Here is an 18,104-nt window from a genome sequence, read left to right as displayed (position 1 = left end):
CCGCGCCGCCATGAGCGCTGGCGGGCCGGGCGCTCACGGCGGCGCGCTGCCTACGCGTCGCCCTGCGCCGCTTCCCGCTTCGGCCACGTGAACCGGAACGTCGCGCCGTTCTTGCCGTCCGACTCCACCCACGCGCGCCCGCCCCGGCTCTCCACGATCTTTCGCACGATGGCAAGGCCGATCCCGGTGCTCTCCACCTTGTCCCGCGCCTGCAGCGTCTGGAACATCCCCCACACCTTCTCCTGGAACGCGGGCGCGATGCCAGGCCCGTTGTCCGATACGGAGAACTCGTACCTCTCGCCCTGCTCGTGGGCGCAGACGGTCACCTTCGCGTCCTCGCGGACAGCGTGCTTGAGCGCGTTCGTGATCAGGTTCATCAGCACCTGCTGGAGCGGCACCCTGTACGTGCGCAGCACCGCGGGCGGCACGTCGAGCGCGACCTGCGCCGGCGGCCTGGGGGCGATGAGCTCGACGACCTCCTTCGCGAGCTTCTCGATGTTCACGCTCTCCGGCTTCTCGCGGAACCTCGTGGCGCGCGAGTAGGCCAGGATCCCCTCGATCAAGGCCTCCATCCGCTGCACGCGCCCGCGCAGCATCTCCATCTGACGGCGCGTCTCGCCGGTGAGCCTGTCCGACAGGTCCTCCTCGATCCACTGGGCGAGGCTCGCGATGCCGCGGAGCGGCGCCTTCAGATCGTGGCTCGTCACGTAGGCGAACTGGTCGAGCTCGGCGTTGGTCCGCTCCAGCGCCTTGATCAGCGACTGCGCCTCCCGGAACAGCCGGGCGTTGTCCATCGCCACCGCGGCCTGCGCGGCGAGGCCGACGATGAGGTGCTCGGAGCGCTCGGTGAAGACCCCCGGCTTCGGGTGGCCGAAGAACATGCCGCCGATCACCTTGCCGCTCCGCGACACGACAGGAACGGCCAGGTAGCTCGTCACGGGGAGGTGCCCTTGCGGCGGCCCCTGATACGGCGTGTTCTTCCCGTAGCGCGGATCCTTCGTCACGTCGTCGAGGCGGATCACGCCCTCACCGCTGAACGTCGGCGCGAACACCGCCGTGTTCCGCGGCATCGGGACGCCCGAGAAGGACTCCTTCGGCACCCCGGAGAGCGAGTACAGCATGTAACTCCCGCCCTGCGCGTCGTTCACGTTGTAGAAGAACGCGCCGAACTCCGCGCCGGAGAGCTTCGTCCCGGCGTCGGTGACCGACTGGACCAGCGCGTCGAGCTCGAGCTCCGCCGACAGCGCCTGCCCCACCTCGTGCAGCGTCTCGAGCACCTCGGCGTGCTCCCGCGTGATCCGCTCCGCCTCGCGCTGCTGGCTGATATCCATGTTGCAGCCCACGTACTCGCGGACGCTGCCGTCCGTGGCGCGCACGGGCGCCGCGCGGGCCACGGTATAGGCGTACGTGCCGTCCTTCCGGCGGAGCCTGTACTCGGCCTGATAGTTCGTGTCGCCGCTCGCGAGCGCGTCCGCCCACGCCCGCATCGTCGGCTCCCGATCGTCGGGGTGGATCGCCTCCAGGAAGCCGCCGCTCAGGTACTCGGCCTCTGTCTGACCGGTGAACTCGAGCCAGCTCGGCGAGACCTCGGTGACCTCGCCCTCCGCCGTCGCCGTCCACACGATGGCCGTCGTCGCCTGGACCAGCGTGCGCAGGCGCGCCTCGCTCGTGGCGAGCTCGATCGCGAGCTGCTCGACGTGGCGGCGCGCCAGCACCTGGTCGGTCACCTCGAAGGCGAACGCCATGACGCCCTCGGCGCCGCCGTCGGGCGCGCGCATCGTCTGATACACGAAGTTGAAGAAGCGCTCTTCCTCCGGGCCGGCGGCGCCGCGCCGGATGCGGAGGGGCACGGACGTTCCGACATAGGGCTGCCCGCGCTGGTAGACGGCGTCGAGGAGCTCGAAGATGCCCTGGCCCTCCAGCTCGGGCAGCGCCTCCCGGATCGGCTTGCCCAGCACGTCCCGGCCGCCGAGGATGTCCCGGTAGGCCGGGTTCACCAGCTCGAAGACGTGCCGGGGGCCGCGCAGGATGCAGATCCCCGCGGGCGCCTGGTTGAACAGGCTCGCGAGCTGCTGGCGGGACGCGTCGACCTGCTGGAACAGCCGCGCGTTGTCGATCTGCAGGGCCACGCGGTTCGCGAGCTCCTCGGCGACCGCGACGTCTGCCTCGCTGAAGCGGCGGCCCGACTCCGCGTGGACCAGCGTGAGCGCGCCGATGGTCCGCTCGCGCCCGCGGAGCGGGACGACGACATACGACTTCAGCCCGAGCGACCGGCTCAGCTTCAGGTGGTCGGGGTTCAGCGCCGCGGACTCGAAGATGGCGTCCGGGATGTCGGCCATCCACTCGGCCCGACCGGTGCGGATGACCGCGGGCACGCCCGTCGGCGCGTCGAGCCGGGGCGGGGCCATCGCCCGCAGGCGCTCGGCGAGCTCGAGCTTCGCCGGATCGCCGTGGTGCACGGCCACGCGCTCGATCACGCCGCCGTTCAGCATGTCGACCGCGCACCAGTCCGCCAGCGTGGGGACGGCGAGGTGGGTCAGGTGCGCGAGCCGCGCCTCGTGATCGAGCGAGTTGGAGAGCGCGGCGCCCGCCTCGCTGAGGAGGCGCAGCGTCGCCTGCTGCCGCTCGAGCTCGGCCGCGAGCATCTCCGCGCGCGCCCGGGCCTTGCGCTCCTGCTCGAGCAGGCGCGCGCGGTCCAGCGCGGAGGCGCACTGCGCCGCCACGCTCAGCAGGAACTCGCGATATTCAGCGTTCCACGACCGCTCGCTCGCGAAAGAGAACGAGAGCCCGCCGAGCAGCTCGCCGTGGGCGACGATCGGCAGGACGGCGAGCGCCTGGATGTCGTCGCGGGCCGGCGTCAGCGCCGCGAGCTCGGGATACGCAGCGTGCATGTCCTGCTTCGACTCCAGCCAGACCGGGCGGCGCTCCCGGAGCGCGTCGGAGAGCGGCAATGGGGCGTCGAGGGGCACGGTCACGTAACGGCTCGTGCGCTGCTCGTCGAGCCCGCTGTGGCCGACCAGCGTCGCGAGCCCGGCCGCCTCGTCCGCCGTGTACATCATCGTCGTCGAGGCCTTGAGCACGCGGTGGACGTCGCGCACGACCGCGGCCGACATCTGATCGAGCGTCACCGCGCCGCTCAGCGCCGAGCTGATCGCGAGCAGCGCCTGCGTGAGCTGGGCGTTGCGATCGAGCTCCTCCACGCGCCGGCGGAGCTGCTCCGCGAGCTCGCCGCGCTCCGCCTCGATCTGCTTCAGGTGGGAGATGTCGGCGAACACGGAGATGCCGCCCTCGAGCTCGCCCGCGGGCCCGAGGATGGGCGCGGCGCTCCCGAGGACCATGCCCCGCGTCCCGTCGAAGCGCTGGATCGGGGTCTCCTCGCTCTCGATGACCTGCCTGGAGGACATCGCGCGCGCCATCGCCCAGTCCGCGGCCTCGTAGGGGCGGCCGTCGTGGTGGAAGGCACGGTAAAGGGTCCAGTCGCTTATCGACTCGGTCGAGGCGCTGCCGGCCCAGATGCGCTCTGCCGCCCGGTTGTGCAGGACGAGCTTCCCGGAAGCGTCGCAGAGGATGACGCCGTGCGGGCTGTGCTCGAGCACCGCGTCGAGCCACCCGCGATCGCGGGAAGCCACGACGCGGAGCCGCTCGATCTCGCGCTTCAGTGCCTCGATGTCCATCGTGTCAGCGCGGCCGGACGGCCGGCGTCGGAAGAAAGGAGGCCAGGCGCGGGAGATCCCATGAGACGGCCGCCGCCAGGAGCTCGGAGCAGGGCCGAAGGGTCGGTCGTCCGGACATTGCGCGGAGCTTACGCGTATCGGCGGCGCGGCGGTAGTCGATGCGATCTGCCGCGGGCGGCGGCGCCGCCGGTCCTGTGTCCGGCGGTGCGCGCGCACACCGCGGCGCTCGGCTCGCGCGTGCTCAGCTCGGCTCGCGCGGGCTCAGGCCGCGCGGGGCGCTGGCTGCGACGGCGGCGCTGGCTGTGACGGCGGCGCTGGCTGCGAGGGCTCCAGAGGCGCCGCCGCGGCCTCCTCCCGCGCCTGCATCCGCCGCGCCGTGACCGCCGCGGCGGCGGCCGCAACGAGGGTCGTGACGAGGAGCGGCGCCGCGCCGTCGCCGGACAGGTGCGCGCGGGAGACGTTGTCGAGGTGGATTCCGAGGTGCGCCGCCCACGCCACGAGCACGCTGCCGCCCGACCTGATGTGCAGCGCCGTCATCAGGACGCTGAGCGACACGATGAACAGGGGGCTCAGCACCCATGACCACCACGGCACGCCTGGCAGGCACATCGTCGGAAGGTGCCAGAAGGTCCACGCGACGCCGACGACGAGGCCAGCGCGAACCGGCCCAGCTGCTGGCAGGAGCCGCCGGAGGGCATAGCCGCGCCAGCCGAGCTCCTCGCCGATCGGGGCGAGGAAGGCGATGCCGCGCTGCTCCGGGGTGACGGGGGCATACAGGAGCGTCGCCGGGGTGCCGCCGCCGACGAGCGCCAGCAGCGCGAGGCCGACGAGGTGCAGCGTCGCCGGCATGCACAGCGCGAGCGGCGCGTAGCCCCATCCCGCGGGAGCGCGGTGGGGCGAGAGCAGCCCCGAGAGCCCGCCGCGGCCGCGCTCCCTCCAGGCGCACACCGCCGCCGCCACCGACGGACCGATGGCGCCGAGGACGAGCGGCGCCATGGCGACGTCGGGGGGAACGGGCGCGCCCCACTGCTGCAGCAGGAGCGGCAGCTGGCAGAGCCACGTGATCGCATGGGCGAGGAGAAAGAACCGCACGACGGACGGGGGCATGGCGGGTTACGACAGCCGCGCGCGCAGGAGGTTTCCTGCCTGCGTGACGCGGACGCTGACGCCGCGGCGGGCAGGTTCTTCGAGGGGCGCGCGGACGGTCGGCCGCGTGGCGGGCTATCCGGACGCCCCGGCGCGGGCGTGCGCGGGCGGCGGATGGCGCCGCGCCCGGGGCGGGCGGGTGCGCGAGCAGGTCAATGGGGAGGGATCATCGCCGCGCCGATGGCTGCGCGACGGCCAGGGTCAACGCTGGGTGAGCCATCGATTCTCACGCTGGCCTCTGCTGGCCTCGCCGCGCGCGGGGCGCTCGGGGAAATGACGATGCGGGCTTCGGGCTCTACCTCGCTCACCAAGCCCACGACGGGAACCCAGATCATGGGGGCCGATAACCGGCAGGTGAGCGCGACAGCGCGCCGATATCGAGCAAGGAGCAAGCAGGATGTTGCGCAATCGTTCAGGTCGCCTCATGGCGATCATGTTCGCGGGGAGCTTTGTACTCGCGGGGGCCGGCGGCTGCATCGGCGGTGACGATGAGGCCGAGACGGACCGCGAGACGACGGCCGGCGGCCACGGCACTGGCACTGGCAGGGACAACACGGGCGCTGACGGCAGGAGCGGCGGCCGGACAGGCGGAGACCGCGCGACGGGCACGAGCCGCCGGCAGGGCGGCGGACAGGCCGGCTACCAGGGCGGCCGGCAGGGCGGCGAACAGGCCGGCTACCAGGGCGGCCGGCAGGGCGGCGGCGGACAGCGCGCCGGCAACGCGCAGAATTGTGGCGAGCAGGCCGGCTATCAGGGCGGCCGGCAGGGCGGCGGACAGGCCGGCTATCGGGGCGGCCGGCAGGGCGGCGGTCACAGCGCGATGCAGCAGCCGTCGGACCGGCAGATCGCGATGCTGGTCGCGATCATCAACCAGCAGGAGGTCAAGCTGTCGGAGATCGCCCGGGACAAGGCCGAGTCTCCGGAGGTGCAGCGCTACGCCGAGCAGATGATCGACGAGCACTCTCACGCCACGCAGCACGGGGCGGAGCTGTCGAGCGGCGCCACGACGGACATCGAGGCGTGCTCGCGCTGCAAGCAGCTCCAGACCGACGCCGCCGAGCTCAAAGAATCGCTGCAGGACCAGGAAGGCGCAGAGTTCGACGTGGCCTTCATCTGGGCGCAGGTCTCCCTGCACCGGCAGGCCCTCGATCTCCTCGACGAATCGACCGTCGAGGGGGTGCGAGACGCGAAGCTCCGGTCTCACGCGACGGCGCTGCGAGAGGACATCGAGCAGCACCTGAGGAAGGCCGAGCAGATGTTCTGCTCGCTGCTGCAGGAGCGACAGCAGCAGTCCGGCCCTCAGAAGAGCGCTCAGCAGCAGGGCGCCCAGTTCGGACAGCAGGCCACCCAGCAGCGCGGCCAGCTGCAAGGCGTCCGTTTCGGCCAGCAGTCCACCCAGCAGCGCGGTCAGCAGCAAGGCGCCGAGCTGCAAGGACCGCAGCAGCGCGGTCAACAGCAGGGCGCCCAGTTCGGACAGCAGGCCACCCAGCAGCGCGGTCAGCAGCAGGGCGCCGAGCTGCAAGGACCGCAGCAGCGCGGTCAGCAGCAGGGCGCCCAGTTCGGACAGCAGGCCACCCAGCAGCGCGGTCAGCAGCAGGGCGCCCAGTTCGGCCAGCAGGCCACTCAGCAGCGCGGTCAGCAGCAGGGCGCCCAGTTCGGCCAGCAATCGGCCCAGCAGCAAGGCCAGCAGTCCGCCCAGCAGCAAGGCCCGCAGCGCTACGCGCAGCAGCAAGAGGAACAGCAGAAGTCGCGGTGAGCCGCGCAGCGCCATCCCCCTCGCGTCCCTCAGCCGCTCTCGCCTCCCCGCCTCGGCGCGCTCGGACAGGCAGCGAGCGCGCACCGTCAAGGCGACGTGATCCCCTCCTCCACGCGTCCCCGCGCCGCCCCTCACCGAGGTTGACCTACCGAGGTTGACCTACCCGTCGCGAGTACAGCAACAGCACAGTATTCCACGACGGCGCCGGGCCGCTCCTCGCGAGCTCCGCGACGCTGCCTGGCGCCGCTCAACCGCGGGAGCGCGGCCAGCGGATCGTCGAGACACGGCCGCCCCGCCGGTCCGGCGCGAGCGGGCACCTCGACGTGGCGCCCGCGCCTGCCCGAGCTGGTATCCTCGCCCGCATGCCGGTGTCGCCTTGATCCCTCGCCGCCGCCTGCACCGCGCCGTCTTCTGCCTCGCCGCCCTCTACAACGCCTGCTGGGGGCTCTACGCGGCGCTCGACCCGCAATGGCTCTTTCGCTTCGCCGGCATGGCGCCCCTCAACCACCCTGCGATCTTCGCCTGCCTCGGGATGGTGGTCGGGGTCTACGCCGTCCTCTACGCGGAGGTCGCGCGCGTCCCCGAGCGCGGCTTCCTCCTCGCGGCCGTGGGCCTGCTCGGCAAGTTCCTCGGGCCGATCGGCCTCGCCGCGCTGCTCGCGACAGGCCAGTGGCCGCCGCGGTCCGCCGTCCTGTGCCTGACGAATGATCTCGTGTGGTGGGTCCCCTTCGGCCTGTATCTCCGCGACGCGTGGCCGTTCTTCGTGCGCGAGTGGCGAGCTCCGCCGGAGCCGGGAGAGGAGCGAGCGCCCTGAAGTCCCCTGCCCCACGGGCGCGATCGCAGCTGTGGCCCGGCGGTGTCGCCATGACGCCAGGGGCCTGAGCGAGCCTGAGGACTGTAGCAGGCTTCACCGCCCGACGGCTTCCCCCCCTTGACAACGGGTCTGCCGATCGTGCTTGCTGCACCGCCAGCGCCTTCAACCTGGGCCAGCACGCCGCGTGAACAGCAGATGAGCATCGGTCTGGATCTCTTTGCGACGCTGCACCGCACCGTGCTGCAAGCGATGGACTGCGTGCCCGGCGCGCAGCGTGGGAGTCTGCTCCTCAGGGAGGGAGAGCGCCTCGTCTACAGGGCCGCCGCGGGCATGGAGGGCTTGCTCCCGGCGCGCCTGCACCTCCCGTCGGACGCGGGGCCGGCGAGCGCGCCCGCGCCCCTCGACGCGGAGGGCGGCGCGCGCGTCGTGGCGGCCGCCGCGTGGTACGGCGCGCGGCTGCCGGGCGCGCCCGCGCTGGAGCGGCTGCCGGCGGGCGCCGTCGTGGTCCTCACGCCGGTGCGCGTGCACGGGCGGCCCCTCGGCGTGCTCGTCGTCGAGCAGCCGGGCGACGAGGCGCCCTCCGGCGAGGCGCTCTCCGGCGAGGCGCCCTCCGGCGAGGCGCTCTCCGGCGAGGCGCTCTCCGGCGAGCACTGGGCGCGGCTCTCGGCCCTGGCCGACAGCGCGGGCGCGGCGCTGGAGCGGCGCGGGCTCTACGACGACAAGGCGCGCGCCGCCCACGAGACCCGCCTGCTCGAGGAGGTGCTGAACGCGGTGGCCGCGCAGGCCAGCCCGCGCGAGCTCGTGGAGATCGTCTCGAAGGGGATCAGGAGCGTGCAGCTGCGCCCGCACTGGAGCGCCGTGCACCTGGTCATGCTGGACGGCGCCGACCGCGAGGGTCCGCCGTCGAGCGCGCCTGGACAGGGCCGCGAGCTCCGCGTCTACCGGCTCCCGCGCCGGGCGCCGACGGCGTACTGGAACAACCTGCGCGACGGCGCCCTCGTCGCGGGGCACGACCTCGGCGTCGCGGTGGACTTCCGCTTCTGCGCCGGCAGCGGCGCGGGCAGCCAGAGCGAGCTCATCGACGAGGGCATCCGCCGCGGCGTGCAGGGCATCGCCGTGGCGCCGGCCGATCCCGCGCTCATCGAGCCCGCGATCCGGCGGGCGACGGAGGCCGGGATCCCCGTGGTCACGCTGGACACGCCGCCGGCGGCGGGCAGCAGCACCCTCGCGTACGTCGGCACCGACAACGCGGCGGCCGGCCGGCTCGCCGGCGAGATGATGGCGCGGCTCCTCCCGGACGGGGGCGCGGTCCACGCGCAGCTGACGTCGCTCCGCGCCCTCAACGGGATCGAGCGCGTCGAGGGGTTCGGCGCGGCGGTCGCGGGGAGGGCGATCGCGGTGCAGCCCCCGTCCGAGAACCAGTTCGATACGTCGCGCGGGCTGCAGCTCGCCGAGGAGGCGCTGCGGCGCGAGGGCGGCGCCGGCGCCTTCGGCGCCTGCGCCGAGAACGGCCCGTCGTGGGGCCGGGCCGCGCGGGCCGCCGGGCGGGCAGGAGACCTCAAGATCGTCGCGTTCGACCTCGTCCCGGAGACGATCGCGATGATCCGGGAGGGCACCATCCACGCGGCCGTGGTCCAGCGCGAGTACGACATGGGCTATCGCGCGGTGCAGATGCTCCACGACGTGATCACGAGAGGCGCGGGCGTGGCGCTGGCCGGGCTCCCTCCGCTCTCGCCGGGCGCGGAGCCGCCGTCTCCGCGCTTCGCCGACACCGGCGTCGACGTCGTGACCCTGGAGCGCACGCCCTGGTCTCATGCCCTCTCCGATCACCTGAACCTGGAGCTGAACCGCAAGGCGACGATCCGGCGGCGCGCGCCCGCGGCGGTCCGCCCCGCGCTCGAGCTCCTCGTGGTCGTCCTCGACGTGGAGAAGGAAGAGCTCGCCGACGAGCGCGCCCTCCTCGATCGCGGATCGCTCGTCGGGCGCGCGCTGAGCACCGCGCGCTCGGTCGTCGTCGACACGGCGGCGAGCGAGCTCGACGGCTTGAGCGACGTGCTCGAGGCGCGCCTCCACGGGACCCGCACGCTGGTCGGCGTGCCGCTGCTCACCCGAGGCGAAGCGCTCGGCGTGCTCGTCCTGGAGAGCGAGCGCCCATCGGCGTGCTCGCCGGAGGACCTCGCGCAGATCGAGCGCGTCGCCGACACGATGGCCGTGGCGCTCGAGAACGTCCGGCTGTTCGAGCGGATGAGCCGGCGCCAGGAGTCGCTGGTCAACACGATCATCGAGCTCTCCAGCCCGGTCGTGCCGATCGCGCCCGAGATCCTGGTGATGCCGGTCGTCGGGGCGATGGACCGCCAGCGCTCCGGCCGCTTCATGGAGTCGATGCTGCAGGAGATCTCCAGGCGGCGCGCGCGCGTGGTGCTGGTCGACGTCACCGGGATGGCGACGGTCGACGCCCTCGCGGCGCATCACCTGCTGCAGGCGGCGGGGGCGGCGCGGCTCCTCGGGGCCGAGGTCGTGCTGGTCGGCATCGCGCCCGAGGCGGCGCGGCTGATCGTGGGGCAGGGGCTCGACCTCGGGCGCGTCGCCATCCGCGCGACGCTCGAGCTCGGCTTCGCCTACGCGCTGTCGAGGACGGGCGGCCGGGTCGTCTACGCGGACGCCTGACCCCCTGCCCTCCTGCGCGGTGGAGAAGCTCTGAGCTGGGCTCGCGGACGCGAGCGCGAGCGAGGAGGGGCCGCCGCGCGGCCCGCTCAGGCGAGCCGCGCGCGCGTCACGGGTCGATCCAGTTCCAGGGGATGTCGACCTCCACGAGCGTGTCCGCGCCGTCGAACACGTCGACGGACGAGACGCCCACGGTATCGCTCACCTGGAAGCCATCCTCCTCGAGCCAGACCTCGACGTCGTAGTAGCCCTCGGGGAGGTCGGGGATGGTGAGGCCGAGCGCGTCGCAGTTCGTGGACGCCACGGTGACGAAGCCATCCTCGTCCTCGACGCTGACCACGATGTCTTCCACGTCGTAATCGACGCACTGCCATGGATCGCGGCTGCCATCGATGGTCAGCTCCACGGTCAGCGAGCCGCTCCCGTAGTGAACATGGTCATCGTCGCCGTCGACGATGATGCACCCCGCGAGCGAGGCAGAGGCGAGGACGCAGGCAGCGAGACCGGAGAGCAGCTTCGAGAGTTTCATGGGTGTCTTCCTTGATTGGAGTCTGGCGCCGTCGCGCCGATGCCCGATTGTTCAGCAAGTGTTCAGCAATGTTCAGCAAGCGCCGTACCACAGCAGGCGCGCTGCCTTTCACCTGCGGCGGCGTCCCCGCGCCGCCGGGTGGCACCGCGGTTGCTTTGATGAGGCCTCATGAAGAACAACGTGCCTGTCCTCCAGAGCTCGTCCCCCGGAACCACGGCGAATCCACCGCAGCGCAGCAGGCTCGCCGCCCTCGCCGCCCTCGCCGCCCTCGCGGTCCTCGGCGCGACCGGCTGCGCCGCGGAGGTCCACACCAGGACCGTCGCCCCTGCGCATGCTACCGTCACGTATCGGGAGTTCGCGGTGGTCGAGGAGCCGGTCGTTCACATCGCGGCCGCGCCGGTCCACGTCGAGAGCTACCCCCGCGTCTATTACCGGGGGACCTATGTCTACTACGTGGACGGCCGCTGGTACTATCCGTCGCGCCACGGCTGGGTCTACTACCGCGAAGAGCCGCGCGCACTGGTCCACTACCGCGTCGAGTTCGACCGGGACCGCCAGCATCACCACCAGCACACCTACCGCGAGCCCACGCGCAGGCCGGCGGAGACGCGCGTGGAGCACCGCCGTCCCCACGTCGAGCACCGGCGCCCGCACCGATCCCCGTGACCGGGCGATCGCGGCGGGTGTGAAGCCGCCGAGGCCGCTGTGGCGCGACCGCTCACCCCCGGCCTACAATGCCCCTCGGAGCTGGACGAGCGCGCCCCGCGCGACCGGGACGACGGCGACAGGCGCCGCGGCAGGCCGGTCCGCCTCGCGCCTCGGCGCGCTCGGCACGGCAGGGCGCAGCCAGAAGAGCAGCCCCGCGGAGACCGCGGCCCCGGCGCCGGCGGCGAGCGCGAGATCGGCGATGAGGAACCGGGTCCGCACGGACTGGACCTGCGCCTCGCCGCAGAACGGCGCGCAGCTCGCCTGGAGCGACCTGCGCTCGGCCATGCCGGCCGCGCCGACCCCGACGAACAGCCCCGCGGCCGCGAGCGCCGACCCGCCGAGCACGTACACCGCGAGCGGCACGGGACGCGCTCCCTCCGTCGTGGCCTCCGACGTAGATCGCGCGCTGCCTGGCGGGGGCGGCGGGGCGGCCTGGCGCTCGCCGAAGAAGACGGACACCGGCCTGCCCCTCTCGCGCTCGCGGATGAGCAGCGTCCTCTCGATCGGCGCGTGCGGCGGCAGCTCGAACCGGAACACGTGCTTGCCCGGGTCGACCTCGATCTCCTTGCCGTCGAGCGCCTCCGCCACGACCTGGCCGTCGATCAGCACGCGGACGTCGGCCTCGTCGCCGCGCCCCGACTCGGCGGAGATCACGACCGACGGGATCTCCCGGACGAGCGCGTCCAGCCAGCTCGCGCAGTCGGCCCGGAGCAGCGACGGGCAGCTCGAGCGCGCGCAGGCGAGGAGCGCGCCGCGCGCCGCCCGGAACCTGCCCTCCTGCCGCGCGACCTGCGCCTCCTCGTGCATCGCGAGGCAGACCGCCTTCTCGTCGCTCCCCTGGCCCAGCGCGGGCGAGCCGGCGAGGAGCACCGCGGCCGCGGTCAAGAGCGCTCCAGGCCGGAGGGGCGCCCCCGTCACCCCGCGCGCGAGCCGCTCACAGGCACGCCGGCTTGAACTTCTTGATCCCATGCTCGTTGAAGAAATAGGGAGGGTCGCAGTCCGCCGCCGGCGCTGCCGCGGAAGCCGCCGTGGAGGCCCGCGTCACGACGCGCGCGGGCGCCGGCCGCGGGAGCGTATCCCGCTTCTCCTGCTGGAGGCCGAGGTCGACGTCGACGTCCTTGTCGAGCACGATCTCCACGCGTGCGCTCGTGTAGCCCGGCGCCTCGGCGCGCACCTCGCGGGCCGCGGCGCTCTTCTCCATCTGCGCCCTGAACGGGTTCGTCGCGAGCGGCTGGCCGTCGAGGAACAGCGCCGCGTCCCTGGGCGACGCCGCGATGCGGACGCTGACGGTCGCCGGGCGATCGGGCCGCTCGGCGACCGGCGCCGGCGCCGGCGCGGCGGCGGCCTGCTCGCCCTCTGCCCGGGCGGCGGCGGGCGCCGGCGAGGCGGGCCCCTCGCGCGAGCCCGGCGCGAGCCCCCAGGTGACGAAGGGGACCGCCAGCGCGACGCACGCGGCGCCGACGATCACGGCGCGTCGCCTCCGGCCGGAGGCGGGCACGTCGGAGCTGCTGTTGCGGACCGCGCGGATCCCTGTCTCGGAGCGCGCCTCTCTGTCCGCCCCGTTCCCGTCATCCCACGAGAGCTCGGCCAGCTTCATGAGCTGCGCCTCGACCGACCTCTTCAGCGCGGCCCGCTCGCCCTCGAACAGCTTCGAGACGAACTTGCCGATCTCGCGGCTGGTCACGCGCGTGCCCAGATCGTCGATGATCGCCTCGAGGTCGGCGGCGAGCTGCGCCGCGGTCGCGTACCGGGCGTCTCGCTCCGGGGCGAGCGCCTTCATGATGACGCGCTCCAGCTCGGGCGGGACGCCCGGGTTCACGCTGCGCGGCGCCGCGAGCTCCCCGTTGAGCACGAGGTTCATGAGCAGCGGATCGGGCGTATCCTTCCACATTCGCTCGCCCGTGGCCGCCTCCCACAGCATGACGCCGACCGCGTAGAGATCCGCGCGCCGGTCGAGCTTCTCGCCCATCATCTGCTCCGGCGCCATGTACCGGATCTTGCCTTTGATGACGCCTGTCTCGGTCTGGTAGTCGGACCCGCGATCGAGCTTCGCGATGCCGAAGTCGAGGATCTTCACGTGCCCGTCGTACGTGACGAAGATGTTGTGCGGCGTCATGTCGCGGTGCACGACATTGAGCTTCTGCCCGTCGAAATCCTCGAGCTCGTGGGCGTGGTGGAGGCCGCACAGGGCGTGGGTGATGATCTGGAGGTGCATGGCGAGCGGGAGAGCCCCCCGGCCGGCCGCGAGCACGTTCGAGAGGGGCTGCCCGTCGAGGAACTCCATCACGAGGATGGGGACCCCGTTCTCCTCGATGACCTCGTTGGCCTGGACGATGTTCGCGTGGTTGAGCCGCGCGGAGAGGCGCGCCTCGTTCAGGAACATCCGCCGGAACTCTGGATCGAGCGCGTGGGCCTTCTTCGGCGTCTTGAGGACGACGAGCTTGCTGAAGCCGCTCGGGCCGTGAGCGACCGAGAGGAGCGCGCAGGCGGTCCCGCCCTGCCCGAGCTCGAGCAGGACACGGTACTTTCCGCGCGTCTCGCTCGCGCTGTCGGCGCTCCGCTCCACGACCATCCCCGCCACGTGCGAGGAGAGTACACCGCGTCGTGTTGGAGAGGAAGCCGGCGCGGCAGCCTCCTGCCCCGGGCGGGCGCGAGGGCGGGAGCACCTGTACGCGAGGGCGACGCGAGGGCGACGCGAGGGCGACGCGAGGGCGACAACAGAGGTCGAGGTCGCGCGCTGTAGGCGTCCATCGCCTTGCCGATTCGAGCGGCCGGCGCCCCTCGTGAGGGTTCGTGTCGTGAAATCGATCTTGGCACCAGAAACGTACTTAGCTACAGTTGGAAATGTTAGATCCCGGGCGCCCAGCGGACAGGTGAGGCGACACGCTCAGAGGACACCTTGCGCACATCCTGAGGTTCAGATGTCGGCGACGCGACGCGATTCGGTCTACCCTGAGACGCTGGAGGGTCCCACGAGCACGACCTCCGTCTCCTCAGGGCACACGATGAGGGAGCCACCGGAGAGCGAGCAGCGTGTGGCGCAGCGGTGCGTGGATTGTGGTACACCTGCGCCGAAGACGGAGACGAACTACACGCTCATCAGCTCTCGTTATGGCTGGCGCCTGACGCGGACCGTCGACGCGAGCGGGCGGCGAATGATGGAGTGGCGCTGCCCTGCTTGCTACACCCGCTACCGGTCGAAGCGCCCGCTCTAGACTGGCCTCCTCGCCGCTCGTCCCTCCCTCCCGCGTGGCGCCGCGCCCCGGCTTGACGCTACCCGCATGCGCAGGCGCCTCGCAGGCAGACGGGGAGTCCCTTGTCGCAGGAGCACCGCGCCTCGCAGCCGCCGCAGTGCTCGATATCGGTCTCGGTGTGGGCCTCGCAGCCGTTGAAGAGGTTGCCGTCGCAGTCCTCGAACTCGGCCACGCAGCTGCTCATGACGCACCTTCCGACCGGATCGTTGGCCGCGCAGACGGCGTCCGCCTTGAACAAGCTGCACGGCGCGCACCCCTCGACGCCGCACCCGTAGTCAGGGTCCTCGATCGGCACACAGCCCATCTCCCCCTCCTCGACGACATAGCATGCCTTCTCGCCCGCAGGACACACGCCGTCGCCGAGCGGATCGAGATCGACCGTGACGCTGCACGACGCCGCGGCGGCGAAGGCCGCGAGCGCCGCCATCGACGCGACGGCGCGGAGCAGGCGGACGCGCCAGCCCGTGGCGGCGCCGGCGGCGGGCGGCGCGGCGGCCAGGCTCGAGCTCTCGCTCCTGCGCTGCCCACGCCCGCAGAGCACAACGTACTTGCCCCGTAGTTTTCGCATGACCGCCGACTTGCCCCCTCAACGGGCTCGGAGCATACGCCGCGCTCCGCGCGAGAGGAAGCGCGCGGCGCCCTGGCGCTCACCCATCCTCGGCTCGAGCGGCCAGTCTCGTGGAGCCGTGATGGGGAGAGCGGCGCCGGAGCCACGCGCCGGACACGCCCGCGGCAGCGCGCGGAAAACCGCGCCGGCGGCGCGGCCACGGTGACAGTGAACAGCCGCACGGCACCTTGACACTGCGAATGAATTGAGAGAGCGTGAATCGCGGAGGGGGAGCTCGGCGCGCCGGCCGGCGGCAGCGAGCTCGCCGGAGACCCGCGGCGGGCGGCGGGTAAGATGTGATGGGAGACTGACGTGAACGGTACCTTCGTGAAGGCGCTGTGCTCCATCGGCGCCGCGACGCTCGCCGCGATCGGCGTCGCCGGCTGCGGGAGCGGTGATGACGGCGGCGAGGCGGGCTACACCGGAAAGATAGAGCTCCTCAGCTGGTGGTACAGCGCGAGCGAGAGCAGGGCGCTCGACGCGCTCGTCGAGGTCTACAACCACGATCACCCGGGCGTGGAGGTCGTCAACGCCGCCGCGATCGCGGCGAGGACCGCGGGAGAGCGGCTGCGGCAGCGCATGGCCGTGGGCTCTCCCCCGGACAGCTTCCAGGTCAACGGCGGCGTCGAGCTGCTGGAGTGGGTCAGGCACAACGGCCGGGAGGGCGACAACAAGCTCGAGCCGCTCGACGACATCGCGGCGTCGAGCGGATGGCTCGACGTCGTGCCGAGGCCGATCCTCGAGAGCGTGACGGTCGACGGTCACGTCTACGCCGTGCCGGTGAACATCCATCGCGCGAACAGCCTCTGTTACAACAAGAAGATCTTCGCGGAGAGCGGGCTCGCGCCGCCCACGACGCTCGACGCGCTGACGGCCGTCGTGCGCGCGCTCGTGGAGAAGGGCGTCACGCCGGTGGCGCTCTCGGCGCAGCTGGCGCCGGAGGCGGGCAGGTTCGTGTGGGAGCACGTCTTCGTCATGTCCGCCGGGCCGGAGTTCTACGAGAGCTTCTTCAGGGGAGAGGAGGACCCGAACGATCCTCGCGTGAGGGCCGCGCTCGAGGCGAGCCGCGGGCTCGCCGAGCACGTGAACCCGGACTACGAGAGCATCGGCTGGGCAGACGCGGCCAGGCTCGTCGGAGAGGGCGAAGCTGCGATGTTCATGGACGGGGACCGGGTGAAGGCCGAGCTGCAGGCGCAAGGATACGAGTACGGCGTCGACTTCGGCACGGTGGCGGTGGGCGGCGACAGCACCTTCGTCTACGTCGACGACAGCTTCGTCCTCCCGAGGGGGGCGCCGCACCGCGAGCCCACCCTCGACCTGCTCGCGACCATGGGAACGGTGGAGGGTCAGGACGCGCTCAATCCGCTCAAGGGGTCGATCCCGGTGCGGCTCGACACCGACAGGAGCCTGTACGACGAGCCGTCGCGGCGCGCGATGGACGCCGCGAGGGACCCGGAGACCCTCTTCATCCCGGAGCGCACCCTCGTCGTCCCCCGCGATGTCCTCGCGGCCATCGACAGCGCCTACAAGGAATACCTGAGGGACGGGGATACCGACAGGATGATGCTCGTCATCGAGGCGTACTATCCCAGCATCAAGGACTACCACGGCCAGGAGTAGGTGAAGCTGACATGAAGGGTGCCTTCGTGACGGTGCTGCGTTGTGCAGGAGCCTTGACGCTGTCCTTGCTCGGCGCGGCGGGGTGCGGGGGCGGCGGGGGCGGCGACCCGGAGGAAGGCGACGCGACGGTCGAGATCTTCAGCTGGTGGGCCAGCCCGAGCGAGAGCAAGGCCCTTCAGGCGCTCATCGACGTCCACAGGCGCGCTCACCCGGGCGTGGAGGTCATCAACAACACCGCCGGGGTCCAGCGCACCGTCCTGGAGCAGCGCCTGGACGAGCGCATGGCGACGGGCAAGCCCCCGGACGTGTTCCAGGTCCACGGCGGCGTGCGGCTGATGGACTGGGTCAAGTACAATGGCGTGGAGGGAGAGAACAAGCTGGAGCCGCTCGACGACGTCGCGGCGTCGAGCGGATGGCTCTCCACCGTGCCTGAGTCCGTCGTCGAGACGGTGACGCACGACGGTCGTGTCTACGCCGTCCCGGTGAACGTCCATCGATTGAACTGCCTGTTCTACAACAAGAGGCTCTTCGCCCGGAGCGAGCTCACGCCTCCGACGACGCTCGACGAGCTCTACGCCGTCAACGAGGCGTTCGCCGCGCAGGGCGTCACGCCGCTGGCGGTGGCGGCGCAGGACCCGTCGACGCCGGCCAACATCCTGTGGGAGCACCTCTTCGTCATGTCCGCCGGCGCGCAGTACTACGACGACCTCTTCAAGGGCCGCCTGGCGAGCCCCGATACGCCCGAGGTGAGGGCCGCGCTCGCCGCGGTCCCGGAGGCCTTGAAATACATGAACCCGGACGCCGAGGAGCTCCGCTGGGTGGATGGCGTCGAGCTCGTCGGGCAGGGCAAGGCCGCGATGTACATGGACGGGGACTGGGTGAAGGCCGAGTTCCAGGCGCGGGGATACACGCTCGACGAGGATTTCGGCATGGTCACGGTGGGAGAGGACGCCTTCGTCTATGTCGTCGATACCTTCGTCCTCCCGAGGGGGGCGTCGCACCGGGGCGCCGCGCTCGACCTGCTGGCGACCATGGGATCGGTCGCGGGGCAGGACGCGCTCAACCCGCTCAAGGGGTCGATCCCGTCGAGGACCGACGCCGACCTCGGCCAGTACGACTCGCTGTCGCGCAAGGCGATGGAGGACGCGAGGAGCCCGCGGACGCGCTTCGTCCCGGCGCGCAACCTCAGCGCGCCCCGCGCCTTCTTCGACCCCATCGACAGGGCCTTCTGGGAGTTCGTGAAGGACGGGAACACCGACAGGATGATCCTGGCGATGCTGGCGCACTACTACATCATCCAGGACTATCACGCTCGACTGTGACCTGGCAGGC

At 72.1% G+C, this 18,104-nt stretch carries 12 protein-coding genes; 6 read left to right on the top strand and 6 right to left on the bottom strand.

The window, feature by feature from the left end; genetic code table 11:
• Positions 1-50 precede the first annotated feature (50 nt).
• Complete coding sequence (locus WME85_RS01995) at positions 51-3,674, bottom strand: GAF domain-containing protein (protein ID WP_437834808.1); 3,624 nt, start codon at positions 3,672-3,674, stop codon at positions 51-53.
• 261 nt (positions 3,675-3,935) lie between these two features.
• Positions 3,936-4,781, bottom strand: a complete 846-nt coding sequence (locus tag WME85_RS01990; protein ID WP_437834806.1) for a CPBP family intramembrane glutamic endopeptidase — start codon at positions 4,779-4,781, stop codon at positions 3,936-3,938.
• Positions 4,782-5,217: 436 nt separating this feature from the next.
• Here WME85_RS01990 and WME85_RS01985 point away from each other — a divergent pair, with 436 nt between their 5' ends.
• The 3 genes from WME85_RS01985 to WME85_RS01975 all read left to right on the top strand — a co-directional run bounded on the left by WME85_RS01985 (position 5,218) and on the right by WME85_RS01975 (position 10,057).
• On the top strand, positions 5,218-6,576 hold the full coding sequence (locus tag WME85_RS01985; RefSeq protein ID WP_437834804.1) for a DUF4142 domain-containing protein: 1,359 nt from the start codon (positions 5,218-5,220) through the stop codon (positions 6,574-6,576).
• Between the two features lie 376 nt (positions 6,577-6,952).
• Positions 6,953-7,390, top strand: coding sequence for a hypothetical protein (locus WME85_RS01980; protein WP_437834802.1), 438 nt, complete (start codon positions 6,953-6,955; stop codon positions 7,388-7,390).
• Positions 7,391-7,585: 195 nt separating this feature from the next.
• Positions 7,586-10,057, top strand: coding sequence for a substrate-binding domain-containing protein (locus WME85_RS01975; protein ID WP_437834800.1), 2,472 nt, complete (start codon positions 7,586-7,588; stop codon positions 10,055-10,057).
• A 106-nt stretch (positions 10,058-10,163) separates the two neighbouring features.
• Here the strand turns inward: WME85_RS01975 and WME85_RS01970 are convergent, their stop codons facing one another.
• Positions 10,164-10,583, bottom strand: coding sequence for a hypothetical protein (locus WME85_RS01970; RefSeq protein WP_437834798.1), 420 nt, complete (start codon positions 10,581-10,583; stop codon positions 10,164-10,166).
• Between the two features lie 168 nt (positions 10,584-10,751).
• Here WME85_RS01970 and WME85_RS01965 point away from each other — a divergent pair, with 168 nt between their 5' ends.
• On the top strand, positions 10,752-11,249 hold the full coding sequence (locus WME85_RS01965; RefSeq protein ID WP_437834796.1) for a hypothetical protein: 498 nt from the start codon (positions 10,752-10,754) through the stop codon (positions 11,247-11,249).
• Between the two features lie 63 nt (positions 11,250-11,312).
• On the opposite strand, the gene WME85_RS01960 is transcribed toward WME85_RS01965, so the two are convergent.
• From WME85_RS01960 to WME85_RS01950, 3 genes are all read right to left on the bottom strand, one after another.
• Positions 11,313-12,176, bottom strand: a complete 864-nt coding sequence (locus tag WME85_RS01960) for a hypothetical protein (RefSeq protein ID WP_437834794.1) — start codon at positions 12,174-12,176, stop codon at positions 11,313-11,315.
• A 49-nt stretch (positions 12,177-12,225) separates the two neighbouring features.
• Positions 12,226-13,863, bottom strand: coding sequence for a serine/threonine protein kinase (locus tag WME85_RS01955; RefSeq protein WP_437834792.1), 1,638 nt, complete (start codon positions 13,861-13,863; stop codon positions 12,226-12,228).
• 701 nt (positions 13,864-14,564) lie between these two features.
• Complete coding sequence (locus tag WME85_RS01950) at positions 14,565-15,113, bottom strand: hypothetical protein (RefSeq protein ID WP_437834790.1); 549 nt, start codon at positions 15,111-15,113, stop codon at positions 14,565-14,567.
• Positions 15,114-15,464: 351 nt separating this feature from the next.
• Between WME85_RS01950 and WME85_RS01945 the strand changes: the two genes are divergently transcribed.
• Together WME85_RS01945 and WME85_RS01940 are read left to right on the top strand one after the other, a co-directional pair.
• Positions 15,465-16,772, top strand: a complete 1,308-nt coding sequence (locus WME85_RS01945) for an ABC transporter substrate-binding protein (protein ID WP_437834788.1) — start codon at positions 15,465-15,467, stop codon at positions 16,770-16,772.
• Between the two features lie 11 nt (positions 16,773-16,783).
• The gene (locus tag WME85_RS01940) at positions 16,784-18,094 is read left to right on the top strand and encodes an ABC transporter substrate-binding protein (protein WP_437834786.1); all 1,311 of its coding nucleotides are present in this window, start codon (positions 16,784-16,786) and stop codon (positions 18,092-18,094) included.
• The last annotated feature ends 10 nt before the right edge of the window (positions 18,095-18,104 follow it).

Source organism: Sorangium sp. So ce1153, assembly GCF_051521595.1.
Taxonomy (GTDB): Bacteria; Myxococcota_A; Polyangia; order Polyangiales; family Polyangiaceae; genus Sorangium.
The sequence above is the reverse complement of the archived record's forward strand: the minus strand, read 5'-3'. Positions and strand labels throughout refer to the sequence as shown.